The sequence below is a fragment of the Enterobacter sp. RHBSTW-00318 genome, from assembly GCF_014101375.1.
Lineage (GTDB): Bacteria > Pseudomonadota > Gammaproteobacteria > Enterobacterales > Enterobacteriaceae > Enterobacter > Enterobacter ludwigii.
In genome coordinates, this window is sequence record NZ_JABXQH010000001.1 from 1,429,486 (window position 1) to 1,445,199 (window position 15,714).

General features: G+C 55.3%; 14 protein-coding genes. 11 read left to right on the forward strand and 3 right to left on the reverse strand.

Features of this window, described 5'->3' with window-relative positions; translation table 11 throughout:
• The first annotated feature begins 7 nt into the window (after window positions 1–7).
• From kdpB to potE, 7 genes are all read left to right on the forward strand, one after another.
• Window positions 8–2,056 carry a potassium-transporting ATPase subunit KdpB gene (kdpB, locus tag HV157_RS07040; RefSeq protein WP_040016942.1) on the forward strand — a complete coding sequence of 683 codons (2,049 nt, stop codon included), beginning with the start codon at window positions 8–10 and terminating at the stop codon, window positions 2,054–2,056.
• A gap of 12 nt (window positions 2,057–2,068) precedes the next feature.
• Complete coding sequence (kdpC, locus tag HV157_RS07045) at window positions 2,069–2,644, forward strand: potassium-transporting ATPase subunit KdpC (protein WP_040016941.1); 576 nt, start codon at window positions 2,069–2,071, stop codon at window positions 2,642–2,644.
• Complete coding sequence (gene kdpD / locus HV157_RS07050; protein ID WP_014169155.1) at window positions 2,645–5,332, forward strand: two-component system sensor histidine kinase KdpD; 2,688 nt, start codon at window positions 2,645–2,647, stop codon at window positions 5,330–5,332. It begins immediately after the preceding gene.
• Window positions 5,329–6,006, forward strand: a complete 678-nt coding sequence (kdpE, locus tag HV157_RS07055; RefSeq protein WP_014169154.1) for a two-component system response regulator KdpE — start codon at window positions 5,329–5,331, stop codon at window positions 6,004–6,006. Before kdpD ends, kdpE begins: the two co-directional genes overlap by 4 nt.
• A 277-nt stretch (window positions 6,007–6,283) precedes the next feature.
• Window positions 6,284–6,388 carry a leader peptide SpeFL gene (gene speFL, locus HV157_RS07060; RefSeq protein WP_106503839.1) on the forward strand — a complete coding sequence of 35 codons (105 nt, stop codon included), beginning with the start codon at window positions 6,284–6,286 and terminating at the stop codon, window positions 6,386–6,388.
• Between the two features lie 256 nt (window positions 6,389–6,644).
• Complete coding sequence (gene speF, locus HV157_RS07065) at window positions 6,645–8,843, forward strand: ornithine decarboxylase SpeF (protein ID WP_020884975.1); 2,199 nt, start codon at window positions 6,645–6,647, stop codon at window positions 8,841–8,843.
• Entirely contained in the window at window positions 8,840–10,153 is a 1,314-nt protein-coding gene (gene potE, locus HV157_RS07070) for a putrescine-ornithine antiporter (protein WP_014169152.1), read from the forward strand. The genes speF and potE overlap by 4 nt, the downstream gene beginning before the upstream one ends.
• Window positions 10,154–10,223: 70 nt before the next feature.
• Here the strand turns inward: potE and pgm are convergent, their stop codons facing one another.
• Both pgm and seqA read right to left on the reverse strand, forming a co-directional pair.
• On the reverse strand, window positions 10,224–11,864 hold the full coding sequence (pgm, locus tag HV157_RS07075; protein WP_020884976.1) for a phosphoglucomutase (alpha-D-glucose-1,6-bisphosphate-dependent): 1,641 nt from the start codon (window positions 11,862–11,864) through the stop codon (window positions 10,224–10,226).
• 24 nt (window positions 11,865–11,888) lie between these two features.
• Complete coding sequence (seqA, locus tag HV157_RS07080; protein ID WP_020884977.1) at window positions 11,889–12,437, reverse strand: replication initiation negative regulator SeqA; 549 nt, start codon at window positions 12,435–12,437, stop codon at window positions 11,889–11,891.
• Between the two features lie 183 nt (window positions 12,438–12,620).
• On the opposite strand from seqA, the gene ybfF reads away from it, so the two are divergent.
• From ybfF to fur, 4 genes are all read left to right on the forward strand, one after another.
• Window positions 12,621–13,394, forward strand: coding sequence for an esterase (ybfF, locus tag HV157_RS07085; RefSeq protein ID WP_047357106.1), 774 nt, complete (start codon window positions 12,621–12,623; stop codon window positions 13,392–13,394).
• A 128-nt stretch (window positions 13,395–13,522) separates the two neighbouring features.
• Window positions 13,523–13,810, forward strand: a complete 288-nt coding sequence (gene ybfE, locus HV157_RS07090) for a LexA regulated protein (protein ID WP_014169148.1) — start codon at window positions 13,523–13,525, stop codon at window positions 13,808–13,810.
• Between the two features lie 155 nt (window positions 13,811–13,965).
• Window positions 13,966–14,496: a flavodoxin FldA gene (gene fldA / locus HV157_RS07095; protein WP_008501067.1), complete on the forward strand. Its 531-nt coding sequence runs from the start codon at window positions 13,966–13,968 to the stop codon at window positions 14,494–14,496.
• A 288-nt stretch (window positions 14,497–14,784) separates the two neighbouring features.
• A complete protein-coding gene (gene fur, locus HV157_RS07100) occupies window positions 14,785–15,231 on the forward strand; it encodes a ferric iron uptake transcriptional regulator (protein ID WP_014169146.1) in 447 nt (148 codons plus the stop codon).
• A 108-nt stretch (window positions 15,232–15,339) separates the two neighbouring features.
• Here fur and chiQ read toward each other — a convergent pair whose 3' ends face one another.
• Window positions 15,340–15,669, reverse strand: a complete 330-nt coding sequence (gene chiQ, locus HV157_RS07105) for a ChiQ/YbfN family lipoprotein (RefSeq protein ID WP_025204664.1) — start codon at window positions 15,667–15,669, stop codon at window positions 15,340–15,342.
• Window positions 15,670–15,714: the final 45 nt, after the last annotated feature.

Sequence of the window (15,714 nt, forward strand, 5' to 3'; positions counted from 1 at the left end):
ATTTGTCATGAGTCGTAAACAAATGGCCCTGTTTGAACCGTCGTTAGTTCGACAGGCCCTCATGGATGCGGTGAAAAAGTTGAGCCCGCGCGTGCAGTGGCACAACCCGGTGATGTTTATCGTCTGGATAGGGAGTTTACTCACCACCGCGCTGGCGATTGCCATGGGAACGGGTCATCTGCAGGGGAATGCGACGTTCACCGGCGCTATCAGCCTGTGGCTGTGGTTCACCGTACTGTTTGCCAACTTTGCGGAAGCGCTGGCGGAAGGCCGCAGCAAAGCGCAGGCCAATAGCCTCAAAGGGGTGAAAAAGACCGCTTTTGCGCGCAAATTACGCGAACCGAAATACGGTGCCCAGATGGACCATGTCCCGGCAGATGAACTGCGTAAAGGTGACGTGGTGCTGGTCGAAGCCGGGGACATTATTCCCTGCGACGGTGAAGTCATTGAAGGCGGCGCGTCGGTAGATGAAAGTGCCATCACCGGGGAATCCGCTCCCGTCATACGTGAATCCGGGGGTGATTTCGCCTCCGTAACGGGCGGGACACGCATTCTCTCCGACTGGCTGGTGATCCAGTGTAGCGTCAACCCGGGTGAAACCTTCCTTGACCGTATGATTGCCATGGTGGAAGGCGCGCAGCGTCGTAAAACACCAAACGAAATTGCCCTGACCATCCTGCTGGTGGCGCTGACGATTGTCTTTCTGCTGGCAACCGCCACGTTGTGGCCATTCTCCGCTTACGGCGGTACCGCGGTCACCACCACCGTCCTGGTGGCGCTGCTGGTCTGCCTGATCCCGACCACCATCGGGGGGCTGCTGTCGGCCATCGGCGTGGCCGGTATGAGCCGTATGCTGGGCGCGAACGTCATCGCGACCAGCGGACGTGCGGTAGAGGCCGCAGGGGATGTAGACGTTCTGCTGCTGGATAAAACCGGGACAATTACCCTCGGTAACCGCCAGGCGTCAGAGTTCTTACCTGCCCCCGGCGTGGATGAAAAAACGCTGGCGGATGCGGCGCAACTCTCTTCCCTCGCCGATGAAACGCCGGAAGGCCGCAGTATCGTGATCCTCGCCAAGCAGCGCTTTAACCTGCGCCAGCGCGACGTTCAGAGTCTCCATGCGACTTTCGTTCCCTTCACGGCACAAACCCGAATGAGCGGCATCAACATTCAGGACCGCATGATCCGTAAAGGCTCCGTCGACGCAATTCGTCGCCACATTGAAGCCAACAATGGTCATTTCCCACCAGAAGTGGACAACCTGGTCGAGAGCGTGGCACGTCAGGGCGCGACGCCGCTGGTGGTGGCTGAAGGGGCACATGTGCTGGGAGTGATTTCGCTGAAGGATATCGTAAAAGGCGGGATCAAAGAGCGCTTTGCCCAGTTGCGGAAAATGGGGATCAAAACGGTGATGATCACCGGGGACAACCGTCTGACCGCCGCCGCGATTGCTGCCGAAGCGGGCGTGGATGATTTTCTCTCGGAGGCAACGCCTGAAGCCAAGCTGGCATTAATTCGTCAGTATCAGGCGGAAGGTCGCCTGGTGGCGATGACGGGTGATGGCACCAACGATGCCCCTGCCCTAGCGCAGGCCGACGTGGCGGTGGCCATGAACTCCGGTACCCAGGCGGCGAAAGAGGCGGGCAACATGGTCGACCTCGACTCGAACCCGACCAAGCTGATTGAAGTTGTGCACATCGGTAAGCAGATGCTGATGACGCGCGGTTCACTGACAACGTTCAGTATCGCCAACGACGTCGCAAAATACTTTGCCATCATTCCCGCGGCGTTTGCGGCCACCTATCCGCAGCTTAATGCGCTGAACGTGATGCATCTGCACTCGCCAGCATCAGCCATTCTCAGTGCGGTTATTTTTAACGCCCTGATTATTGTCTTCCTGATCCCGCTGGCGCTCAAAGGGGTGAGCTATAAACCGCTGACCGCGGCCGCCATGCTGCGCCGCAACCTGTGGATTTACGGGCTGGGTGGGCTGATTGTCCCCTTCATCGGTATCAAGGTTATCGACCTGCTGTTGACGCTGTTTGGGCTGGTTTAAAAGGTGAATCAAATGACGATGTTACGTCCCGCTATACTTCTGTTTATTCTGTTGTCGCTTATTACCGGCGGGCTTTACCCGCTGGTGACCACCGCGCTGGGCCAGTGGTGGTTTAAGGATCAGGCCAACGGCTCGCTGATCGTGCAAAACGGTGAAAACCGCGGTTCGCGTCTGATTGGACAGAATTTTACCGACGCCCGTTACTTCCAGGGACGCCCTTCCGCCACTGCCGAAAGCCCGTATAATCCGATGGCATCCGGTGGCAGTAACCTGGCCGGCAGCAACCCGGAGCTGGATAAAGCCATTGCCGAACGTGTAGCTGCCCTGCGCGCCGCAAATCCACAGGCCAGCCGGGAGGTGCCTGTGGAACTGGTGACGGCCTCTGCGAGCGGGCTGGACTACAGCCTGACGCCGAAAGCGGTGGCATGGCAGATCCCCCGCGTCGCAGCGGCCCGTCAGCTGACGGTGGAACAGGTGAGCAAGCTGGTCGCAGAGTATACGCAAAAACCGCTGGTCAGCTTCATCGCCATGCCCGTGGTGAATATTGTTGAGCTGAATCTGGCGCTGGACGCGCTAAGGAAAAACTAAATGACCGACGAGCCCATGCGCCCGGATCCGGACAGGCTGCTCGAACAGACGGCTGAAGCCCATCGCGGCAAACTGAAAATCTTCTTCGGCGCCTGTGCTGGCGTCGGGAAAACCTTCGCCATGCTGACAGAAGCCCAGCGGCTTCGGGCGCAGGGGCTCGATATTCTTATCGGCGTGGTGGAAACCCACGGCCGGAAAGAGACGGCAGCACTGTTGAAGGGGCTGGCGACACAGCCGCCTCGCCGTATCAGCCATCGTGGGCGTCTGGTCACGGAGTTCGATCTCGACGCCGCCCTCGCCCGCAGGCCCGCGCTTATCCTGATGGACGAACTGGCACACAGTAATGCTTCAGGCTCGCGCCACCCCAAACGCTGGCAGGACGTTGAAGAGCTGCTTGAAGCAGGCATTGATGTTTTCACCACGGTAAATGTTCAGCATCTCGAAAGCCTGAACGACGTGGTCAGCGGCGTGACCGGGATTCAGGTTCGCGAAACCGTACCCGATCCCTTTTTCGACTCTGCGGACGAAGTGGTGCTGGTCGATCTGCCTCCAGACGATCTGCGCCAGCGACTGCATGAAGGAAAAGTCTATATTGCAGGTCAGGCCGAACGCGCCATCGAACATTTCTTTCGCAAAGGCAACCTGATAGCCCTGCGCGAGCTGGCCCTGCGTCGCACGGCGGATCGCGTGGACGATCAGATGCGCGCCTGGCGTGACCTGCAAGGGCAGGAGCGCGTCTGGCATACGCGGGATGCCATTCTGCTGTGTGTGGGTCACGGCAGCGGCAATGAAAAGCTCGTCCGCACCGCAGCGCGTCTGGCGGCCAAGTTTGGTAGCGTCTGGCATGCGGTCTATGTCGAGACGCCGCAGCTTCACGCGCTGCCTGAAAACCAGCGCCGCGCGATCTTAAGTTCGCTGCGTCTGGCACAGGAGCTGGGCGCAGAAACCGCCACCCTCTCCGATCCCCAGGAAGATAAAGCCATTCTGCGCTACGCGCGTGAGCACAACCTCGGGAAAATTGTCATTGGCCGTCGTCAGCATCGTCGCTGGTTTAGCCGCGAATCCTTTGCTGACAAACTGGCCCGGCGTGCTCCCGACCTCGATCTGGTAATTGTCGCACTGGATGACAAACCCACCCCTTTACCCAACCGCGCACCGGACAGCCGCACTTTTAATGATAAATGGCGAATTCAGATCCGCGGCTGTCTTGTCGCCGTCGTGCTCTGCGCGCTGATCACCGTGATTGCCAGCCACTGGCTGATTGCCTTCGATGCGGCCAATCTGGTGATGATCTACCTGCTCGGCGTGGTCGTGGTGGCGCTCTTTTACGGGCGCTGGCCCTCAGTACTGGCGACGTTCATCAACGTCATCAGCTTCGATCTGTTCTTTATCGCGCCCCGCGGAACGCTCGCCGTTTCGGATGTGCAGTACATTCTCACCTTTGCCGTGATGCTTACCGTTGGGCTGGTGATCGGTAATCTGACGGCGGGTGTGCGCTATCAGGCCCGTATCGCGCGCTACCGCGAACAGCGCACACGGCATCTTTATGAGATGTCTAAATCGCTGGCGGTTGGCCGTACGCCGCTGGATATTGTGCAGACCAGCGAGCAGTTTATCCGCTCGACCTTTCACGCCAGCAACCTGATTTTACTCCCGGACGAACACGGGAAACTGCGCCCGCTGACCTCGGCCTCAGGCATGACGCCCTGGGATGAAGCCATTGCGCGCTGGAGCTTTGATAAAGGACTCCCTGCGGGTGCAGGGACGGACACCCTGCCCGGCGTACCGTATCAAATTCTGCCGCTGCGCAGTGCCGATAAAAATCAGGGGCTGGTGATCGTTGAACCTTCGAATCTGCGCCAGCTGATGATCCCCGAACAGCAGCGATTGCTGGAGACATTTACCCTGCTGGTGGCAAGCGCACTGGAACGGCTGGCGCTTACCGCCAGCGAAGAACAGGCCCGTCTGGCAAGCGAGCGCGAGAGCATTCGTAACTCATTGCTGGCCGCCCTCTCCCACGACCTTCGCACCCCACTCACCGTGCTGTTTGGCCAGTCAGAAATTTTGACGCTGGATTTGGCAGCGGAAGGCTCGAAACATGCGTTGCAGGCCAGCGAGATCCGCCAGCATGTGCTGAACACCACACGCCTGGTAAATAATCTGCTTGATATGGCGCGTATTCAGTCGGGCGGATTTAACCTCAAAAAAGAGTGGCTCACGCTCGAAGAGGTGGTGGGTAGCGCTTTGAAAATGCTGGAGCCGGGCCTCGGTGGGCGCCATATTGCGCTGAACATGCCCGAACCGCTGACGTTAATTCACGTTGATGGCCCGCTGTTTGAACGCGTGCTGATCAATCTGCTGGAAAATGCCGGCAAATACGCAGGAGCAAACGCCCGGATTGGGGTGGATGCCACGGTGGAAGATCACACGCTACGGCTTGACGTCTGGGATACCGGGCCGGGTATCCCTGCCGGACAGGAGTTCGCTATTTTCGAGAAATTTGCCCGCGGTAATAAAGAGTCGGCCATTCCCGGCGTGGGTCTGGGTCTGGCGATTTGCCAGGCGATTATTGACGTTCATGGCGGTACCATTTCGGCGGAGAATCGCCCGGAAGGCGGCGCACGTTTTTGTGTTAAACTTCCTCTGGAAGCCCCGCCAGAACTTAATGAATTACCAGAGGATTTGTGATCAACGTTCTGATTGTTGAAGATGAGATCGCCATTAGCCGGTTTCTGCGTGCTGCGCTGGAAGGCGATGGTCTGCGCGTTCATGACGCCGGCACGCTCCAGCGGGGTTTGATTGAAGCGGCCACGCGCAAACCTGATCTGGTGATCCTCGATCTCGGCCTGCCGGATGGCGACGGCATCGATTTTATTCGTGAGGTTCGACAGTGGAGTCAGATGCCCATTCTGGTGCTGTCAGCCCGTACCGAAGAGTCGGATAAAATCGCGGCGCTGGATGCCGGAGCGGATGACTATCTGATTAAGCCTTTTGGTATTGGCGAACTGCAGGCTCGCCTTCGTGTCGCGCTGCGTCGTCACAGCGCCACCACCCCTGCCGACCCAACATACACGTTTGGTGATATTCGGGTTGATCTGGCAGCACGGCGCATTGTTCGCGGTGAAGAGGAAATCCATCTCACCCCCATCGAGTTTCGGCTACTCGCCGTTTTGCTCAATAATCACGGTAAGGTACTCACCCAGCGCCAGCTGTTGAGTCAGGTGTGGGGGCCAAACGCCGTGGAACATAGTCACTATTTACGCATATATATGGGACACCTTCGACAAAAACTGGAAGTTGACCCCGCGCGTCCTCGTCATTTATTAACTGAAACCGGTATCGGTTATCGGTTCATGCTTTGAATAACTATTCAGTTTATTTTTAAATAAAAATCTACCCTCCCATAAAATACGCGAAAAATAATCTCCGGGTTATTTTTTGGTATGTTTATGTCCATTCAGCACATTCATAATACAATCCGTTAACGCAACATCAACATATCAGCATTTTGATCTGCGATATTCATCAAAAGCGAATATTTATTTCTGATTTGATCGGTTAACGGTGATCTGTTTCACAGTTAATCGCTTTTTCCAGGATAAAATGTCCATGCTTTCAATTACTGAAAGGAAATGAAACATGGAAAACAATAATCGTTTAATGCCCCATATAAGGCGGACAACTCATATCATGATGTTTGCCCACCGAAACTGTTTTGACTTTCATATCTTTAATGCCCGGTAGTCCTTCGACTTCTGGCGCACACGCTTACAGGTTATCCTGAAACACCCTATTTTACAGGCCTTTGCCTGTGAACCCGTGCGCTCATTCATCTTAATTCAGGCTCATCCGCGACCGGGCGGACTGAATTCTATTCAGCAAAAAACGCATTACTGATTTTTTTAATCAGCGGCCTCCTTTTGCTGTTTTCCGGCATATTATCGATTTCTTTTCTGCAAGAAATCGAGGGACTGTTATTACCTAAAATAAAGAGAGAAAGATGAAAAGTTTAAAAATTGCAGCCAGCCGCGCCTGCCCTGATTGCTTTACCACTCACCGTGAACTGGTTGATATCAACGCCACGGATTATATTGATGTTGCCGCTATTGTTCTGGCCGTCAGCGATATTTTCACTGGTCGTATAGAAGAAATAGAAGCAACCGGATTTGGCATTCCTGTTTTTGTCGCGACGCATAAAGAAGAAATTATCCCGGCAGAGTATTTATCGCGGATCCACGGCGTATTCGAAGCATCAGACACCAGCAACGACTTCCACGGACGCCAACTGGAAGCGGCCGCGCAGAAGTATGAAACCCAACTGCGTCCGCCGTTTTTCCGGGCTCTGGTCGACTATGTCAAACAGGGTAACAGCGCCTTCGACTGCCCGGGTCACCAGGGCGGGCAATTCTTCCGCCGTCACCCTGCCGGCAATCAGTTTGTCGATTTCTTTGGCGAAACCCTTTTCCGCTCAGACCTGTGCAACGCCGACGTGGCGATGGGCGATCTGCTGATCCACGAAGGGGCACCCTGCATTGCGCAGCAACATGCGGCCAAAGTCTTTAATGCCGATAAAACCTACTTCGTGCTGAACGGAACCTCATCGTCCAACAAAGTGGTGCTCAACGCCCTTCTCACTCCGGGCGACCTGGTCCTGTTCGATCGCAACAACCATAAATCCAACCACCATGGAGCACTTCTTCAGGCGGGCGCAACGCCGGTCTATCTGGAAACCGCACGTAACCCGTACGGCTTTATTGGCGGCATCGACGCCCACTGCTTCGAGGAGAATTATCTGCGTGAGCTGGTGTCCGAAGTGGCGCCGGGCCGTGCCCGCGACGCGCGTCCGTTCCGCCTGGCGGTGATTCAGCTGGGTACCTACGATGGCACCATCTATAACGCTCGCCAGGTCGTGGATAACATCGGCCATCTGTGCGACTACATCCTGTTTGACTCTGCCTGGGTGGGTTACGAGCAGTTTATACCGATGATGGCCGATTGCTCTCCGCTGCTGCTGGAGCTGAATGAAAACGATCCAGGGATCCTGGTCACCCAGTCAGTCCATAAACAGCAGGCCGGTTTCTCACAGACCTCGCAAATCCACAAGAAGGACAGCCACATCAAAGGCCAGCAGCGCTATGTTCCGCATAAGCGGCTGAATAATGCCTTCATGATGCACGCGTCCACCAGCCCGTTCTATCCGCTGTTTGCTGCACTGGATATCAACGCCCGCATGCATGAGGGACAGAGCGGCCGCAACATGTGGATGGACTGCGTGGTGACCGGTATCGAAGCCCGTAAGCTGATCCTGCAGAACTGCCAGTATCTTCGCCCGTTCGTGCCGGAACTGGTTGATGGCCGTCCGTGGGAAAGCTGGGACACCGCTGAGATTGCCACGGATCTGCGCTTCTTCCACTTCGTGCCCGGTGAACACTGGCACGCCTTCGAAGGCTATGCCGAACATCAGTATTTTATCGATCCGTGCAAACTGCTGCTGACCACGCCGGGTATTAACGCCCGGACCGGTGAGTACGAGGATTTCGGCGTCCCCGCCACTATTCTCGCCAACTTCCTGCGTGAAAACGGCATCGTGCCGGAAAAATGCGATCTCAACTCCATCCTGTTCCTGCTCACGCCTGCCGAGGATATGGGCAAACTGCAGCAACTGGTCGCGCAACTGGTGCGCTTCGAAAAACTGCTCGAGACGGATGCCCCTCTAAAAGAGGTGCTGCCTTCTGTCTGTAAACAGTATCCGGAGCGCTATGCAGATTACACCCTGCGCCAGATTTGCCAGGAAATGCATGAGCTGTACGCCCGCCACAACGTGAAGCAGCTGCAAAAAGAGATGTTCCGCAAGTCTCACTTCCCGCGCGTCATGATGAACCCGCAAGAGGCGAACTATGCCTACCTGCGGGGTGAGGTCGAGCTGGTCTCACTGCGCGATGCGGAAGGTCGCATTGCCGCCGAAGGCGCCCTTCCTTATCCACCGGGGGTATTGTGCGTTGTGCCGGGTGAAGTCTGGGGCGGTTCCGTGCTGCGCTACTTTGCTGCGCTGGAAGAGGGTATCAACCTTTTACCGGGCTTCGCGCCGGAACTGCAGGGCGTTTACGTTGAGGAGTGTGACGGTCGTAAGCAGGTTCGTTGTAACGTCATCAAACACGCTGCCGCTCAGCCATCGCTGCTGAAAGGAGAAAAATTATGAGCAAGTCCAATAAAATGGGCGTGGTGCAGCTGACCATTCTCACCATGGTAAACATGATGGGGTCCGGGATCATCATGCTACCCACCAAGCTTGCGGAAGTAGGAACCATTTCGATTATCTCCTGGATGGTGACCGCAGTGGGGTCAATGGCACTGGCCTGGGCATTCGCCAAGTGCGGTATGTTCAGCCGCAAGCCCGGCGGGATGGGCGGCTACGCCGAATATGCCTTTGGCAAATCCGGTAACTTCATGGCCAACTACACCTACGGCGTCTCTTTGCTGATCGCTAACGTGGCGATTGCCATTTCCGCCGTGGGTTACGGTACGGAGCTATTCGGTGTGGCGCTGACCCCGGTGCAAATCGGGCTGGCCACCATCGGCGTGCTGTGGATCTGCACCGTGGCAAACTTTGGCGGCGCGCGCATTACCGGACAGATCAGCAGTATTACCGTCTGGGGGGTCATTATCCCGGTGGTTGGGCTGTGCATCATCGGCTGGTTCTGGTTTAGCCCCACGCTGTACGTCAACTCCTGGAACCCACACCATGTTCCGTTCTTCACCGCAGTGGGCTCTTCCATCGCCATGACGCTGTGGGCCTTCCTGGGGCTGGAATCTGCGTGTGCTAACGCCGAAGTGGTGGAAAACCCGGAGAAGAACGTACCGATTGCCGTGCTTGGCGGTACGCTGGGCGCAGCAGCCATTTACATTGTCTCAACCAACGTGATTGCAGGGATTGTACCGAACATGGATCTTGCCAGTTCCACGGCACCGTTCGGTCTGGCCTTTGCGCAGATGTTTACGCCGGGTGTCGGGAAAGTGATCATGGGGCTGATGGTGATGTCCTGCTGCGGCTCGCTCCTCGGCTGGCAGTTCACCATTGCTCAGGTCTTTAAATCATCCGCTGACGAAGGGTATTTCCCGAAAATCTTCTCCCGGGTCAGCAAAGCAGAGGCACCGGTTCAGGGCATGCTGGCGATTGTTATCTTCCAGAGTGGGTTATCTTTGATGACCATCAGCCCGTCGCTGAACAGCCAGTTCAACGTGCTGGTCAACCTGGCGGTAGTGACCAATATCATTCCATATATTCTGTCGATGGCGGCGCTGGTCATCATTCAGAAGGTGGCGAAGGTGGACGCAGGCAAAGCGAGGGTGGCGAATATTGTGGCGCTGATTGGGGCAATTTACAGCTTCTATGCGCTCTACTCTTCCGGCCAGGAAGCCATGCTGTATGGTGCGATGGTGACCTTTATGGGCTGGACGCTGTACGGTCTGGTATCACCGCGGTTTGAATTGAAAAATAAACACAGTTAATGCAAAAGCAAAACGGCAACCCTGGGGTTGCCGTTTTGATTGCATCGTGAGGGCATCAGCCCACCGCGATTTACGCGTTTTTCAGCACTTCGCTGACAATCTCTACCGCTTCTTTCTCAATCAGCTTACGGTGTTCGTCGCCGAGGAAGCTCTCACAATAGATTTTGTATGCATCTTCCGTACCGGATGGACGCGCGGCAAACCAGCCGTTTTCGGTCATCACTTTCAGACCACCGATTGAGGCACCGTTACCCGGGGCCGCCGTCAGACGGGCCGTGATAGGATCACCGGCCAGCGTGCTGGCACTGACCATCTCCGGAGAGAGTTTAGACAGCGCTGCTTTCTGCGCGGAGGTCGCGCCAGCCTGAATACGGTTATAGCTTGGCGCGCCAAAGCGTGCCGCCAGCTCGTTATAGTGTTCCTGCGGATTTTTACCGGTGACAGCGGTGATTTCCGCCGCCAGCAGGCACATGATGATCCCGTCTTTATCGGTGGACCATGGCGTGCCGTCGAAACGCAGGAAGGATGCGCCCGCGCTCTCTTCACCGCCAAAACCGAAGCTGCCGTCGTGCAGACCGTCAACAAACCATTTGAAGCCTACCGGTACTTCCACCAGCTTACGGCCCAGCGCCTCAACCACGCGGTCAATCATCGCCGAGGAGACAAGCGTTTTACCTACAGCCACCTCTTTGCCCCACTGTGGACGATGCTGGAACAGGTAGTTGATGGCAACCGCAAGATAATGGTTCGGGTTCATCAGCCCTGCCGGGGTGACAATACCGTGGCGGTCATAATCCGGGTCGTTGGCAAACGCCAGGTCGAATTTATCACGCAGCGCCAGCAGGCCCGCCATCGCGCACTCGGAAGAGCAGTCCATACGGATTGCGCCGTCTTTATCCAGGTGCATAAAGCGGAAGGTCTGATCAACGTGATCGTTAACGATGGTCAGGTTCAGCTTGTAATGCTCTGCGATGCGTTTCCAGTATTCGATACCGGAGCCGCCGAGAGGGTCAACGCCCAGCTTCAGACCGGCTTTCTGGATTGCCGCCATATCGACGATATCCGCCAGACCTTCCACAAATGGCTGTACCAGATCCTGCTCTTTCACATGGCCGGACGCCATGGCCGCATCCAGAGAGAGGCGTTTCACCCCTTTCAGGCCATCCGCCAGCAGCGCATTGGCACGATCTTCAACCACTTTCGTGACGTTCGTGTCTGCCGGTCCACCGTTAGGCGGGTTGTATTTGATCCCACCGTCTTCCGGCGGGTTGTGTGATGGAGTGATCACAATCCCGTCAGCCAGCGCGCCGCCTTTTTTGTTGTGGACAAGGATCGCGTTAGAGACCGCAGGGGTCGGCGTGAAGCCGTTATTTTCCTGAACAATGACGTCAACGCCATTCGCCGTCAGCACTTCCAGCACGGAAATGAACGCCGGTTCAGACAGAGCATGGGTATCTTTTCCCACATAGCACGGACCGGTAACGCCGTTTTTAGCGCGCTCTTCCGCGATGGCCTGAGCAATAGCCAGAATGTGCGGTTCGTTAAAGCTATGGCGCGCCGCGCTACCGCGGTGGCCAGATGTACCAAACTTCACTGCGTGTTCTGCGTTGCCCACGACCGGTTTCAGCACGTAATACTGCGCGGTCAGCTGAGCGACGTTAATCAAATCGCTTTGTTGTGCAGGTTGGCCTGCACGGCTGTGATTTGCCATTACCGGGTCCTTCTGATGCAAGGGTTAAATTGTACCGCAAACCTTTTCAATCAATTCCGCCGGGAACTGCATGGACTGCATGATGTGTTCAACCATGCTGCACTTGCGGCCCGTATTGGTATTGGTGATGACCCAGTACGGTGTGCCCGGGACATGTTTAGGTTTGGTTTGGTTGCCATTTTGCAGCAGCGTTTGCTCGTCGCCTGCGAAATAGACGCGGGTACGACCGTGCAGCGACTCGGTCGCTTCAGCAAACGCTTTGTTATCCAGTGAATAGAGTGTAGACAGCACCAGCATGAAGCGGTTAACCGCTTTTTTCTGCTCGGCGTACTCATCAGAGAGCAGCAACTCGCGCATCGCACGTACTTTGTCTTTCACTTGCGCGACGGCAGGTTTTGCTTGTGCAACAACGTTTTGTTGAGACACGACATCTTTAGTGACTGGGGTAGCAGGCTGTGAGGCGGCGGAAATTTTAAGCATGCGCCGTAAAATGTCGGACGCACTCTCCCCGATATGCCGCGTCTGGCTGGCAATATACTGATAGAGTTCGTCATCAACTTCGATTGTTTTCATCTTAATCCAGTGCGATATCTTATCTGAATACAAGTCGTTGGGATTATAAAGTTAAATTCCAACAGCGGATAGCGTCAAACCAGGTTGGCGGCAAAAGTCAGATTAAACTGGAACCTTGCAGCCGGGCGGCAGAATGGTCAACATGATACCCTAACCTGACATACGTAAAAAAAGAACTTTGCCATGAAATTGAATACCCGAGCGCAAACTGCACAATCGCCGAACAATAATTCTCCCATCGTACTGGTTCACGGGCTTTTTGGCAGCCTGGATAACCTGGGGGTGCTGGCGCGCGATCTGGTTACCGATCACGATATTTTGCAGGTCGATATGCGAAATCACGGTCTTTCCGGGCGTTCAGAAGAGATGACCTACGCGGCAATGGCCCAGGATCTGCTCGATACGCTTGATGCCAACCATCTTCAGAAGGTGACGCTCATCGGGCATTCTATGGGCGGCAAGGCGGTAATGGCCCTGACGGCGCTGGCACCGGACAGAATCAACGGTCTGGTCGTGATCGACGTTGCCCCGGTGGATTACGACGTGCGCCGTCATGACGACATTTTTGCTGCCATCACTGCGGTGACAGAGGCTGGGGTTTCAACCCGCCAACAGGCCACAGCCGTCATGCGCGAACATCTTAATGAAGAAGGCGTAATTCAGTTTCTGCTGAAGTCGTTTGTCGACGGCCAGTGGCGTTTCAACGTGCCGGTACTCTGGGCGCAGTACAACAACATCGTCGGCTGGGATACGGTGCCCGCCTGGCAACACCCTACCCTCTTTATTCGCGGCGGTAACTCCCCTTATGTCACCGACGCCTATCGCGACACCTTGCTGGCGCAATTCCCGCAGGCCCGCGCCCATGTCATCGCCGGTGCCGGACACTGGGTTCACGCGGAAAAACCTGACGCCGTGTTACGCGCCATCCGCCGCTATCTCTCTGATACTGCGAATTGATTAAAAAGAGAGCGACTGGAAGGTTGCGGGCTTCCAGTCGTTGGCGTGCCGTTTTTGGTGATGTATGATGGCGCGCTCATCGCCCGGGCAATAGCAGGGCGGCTTGTTTCCCCCGAAGTCTCAGAATCATGGCCAAAGAACAAACGGACCGTACGACACTAGATCTGTTCGCGAATGAGCGTCGACCGGGACGACCGAAAACGAATCCGCTTTCGCGCGATGAACAGCTGCGTATTAATAAACGCAACCAGCTTAAACGCGATAAAAATCGTGGGCTTAAGCGTGTCGAACTGAAGCTCAATGCCGACGCCGTCGATGCGCTTAACGAACTGGCCGAAGCGCGTAATATCAGCCGTAGCGAGCTCATTGAAGAGATGTTGATCGCCCAGCTTGAGACGTTGCGCCGCCAGGCATAAGTCTGAAAATCCCCTTTCTTACCCTTTTCATGTAGCACAGAGTGCAGTCCTGCGCGATAGCTGTTTCCGCGGGGTTGCCAGTTCTGCTATTATTGCCCTTATCCGTGGACAAATTGCGCCACCATACCATTAAGTTTCAAGAGGTTATTTTACTCATGGCAATCATCGGCATTTTCTTCGGCAGTGATACCGGCAATACCGAAAATATCGCAAAAAACATTCAAAAACAGCTCGGTAAAGACGTTGCCGATGTGCATGACATCGCCAAGAGCAGCAAAGAAGATCTCGAAGGCTATGACATCCTGTTGCTGGGTATCCCAACCTGGTACTACGGTGAAGCCCAGTGTGACTGGGATGATTTCTTCCCGACGCTGGAAGAAGTGGACTTCAACGGCAAGCTGGTCGCCCTGTTTGGCTGCGGCGATCAGGAAGACTACGCTGAGTACTTCTGTGACGCGCTGGGCACTATCCGCGATATCATTGAACCGAATGGTGCAGTTATCGTAGGCCACTGGCCGACTGCAGGTTACCACTTCGAAGCGTCTAAAGGCCTGGCCGATGACGACCACTTCGTGGGTCTGGCGATCGACGAAGACCGTCAGCCAGAACTGACCGCAGAGCGCGTTGAGAAGTGGGTGAAGCAGATCCGCGAAGAACTGCACCTGGACGATATTCTTAACGCCTGATTGTTATTGTGGCGCAACCCCGGTTGCGCCCAGGAACCGGGTCAAACGATTAAATTAATCGCTACAATCTTTTAACTTTTTCGCCCAGACCTGTACAATGTCTCCCAGGTAAAATGGGGTGCCATTGAGTAAGTTTGTCGGTGATACCACGTTTTTATAAGCATACTTTGCCTGAGACTTGCAGTTTTCATTTAGCCATGGCAGTTCTATAATGAGACGCATTATTCCAGGTGCATTTTCTGTCACTTCCTCCAGAAGTGAATCGTTTAGCAACAGGACAGATTCCGCATGACTGACAACAATACCGCATTAAAGAAGGCTGGCCTGAAAGTTACGCTTCCTCGGTTAAAAATCCTTGAAGTGCTTCAGGGTCCAGACAATCACCATGTCAGTGCGGAAGACCTTTACAAGCGTCTTATCGACATGGGTGAAGAGATTGGGCTGGCAACCGTCTATCGCGTGCTGAACCAGTTTGATGACGCGGGCATTGTTACCCGTCATAATTTCGAAGGCGGTAAATCTGTATTCGAACTGACCCAGCAGCAGCACCACGATCACCTGATCTGCCTGGATTGTGGCAAGGTCATTGAATTTAGCGATGATTCCATCGAAGCACGTCAGCGTGAAATCGCTGCTCGTCATGGTATCCGCCTGACCAACCATAGCCTGTATCTGTATGGTCACTGTGCTGAAGGTGATTGCCGCGAAGACGATCACGCACACGACGCCAAATAAGTCGAACTTTCATACTCTGAGCCAGCCGCAAGGTTGGCTTTTTTTTGCCTGTCACCCGGCGAAAAAAAGCCCGGTAAGCACAGCGCCACCGGGCCTTAACACGCTTAATTAATTTCCGTTGTTACTGCGTATTTCCTTCCAGATCTGGTCGCAACGCTTCGCCACTTCCTGATCGTTACCGGTTTTACGCGCCTGAATGCAGGCCTGATAGTCCATCACGCGAACATTTTCCTGCGTCGCAAACTGCTCATGCGCCTTCTCTTTCTTCAGCACATTCAGCACGCTCTGGCAGGCTTCAATTTTCTCCGGTGAGCCTTCAGCGGTGTTAATGCAGGCGCTGTAAGCCTCCTTCAGGCGAGAATCTTCTTTCGGCGCCGGGTCCTGGGCGCAAGCCACCAGCCCCGAGGCCAGCAACGCGACGATTACCATTTTTTTCATCATGTGCAGTCTCCATTCCGGCGGGACGGAACCCGCCGGAGCGTT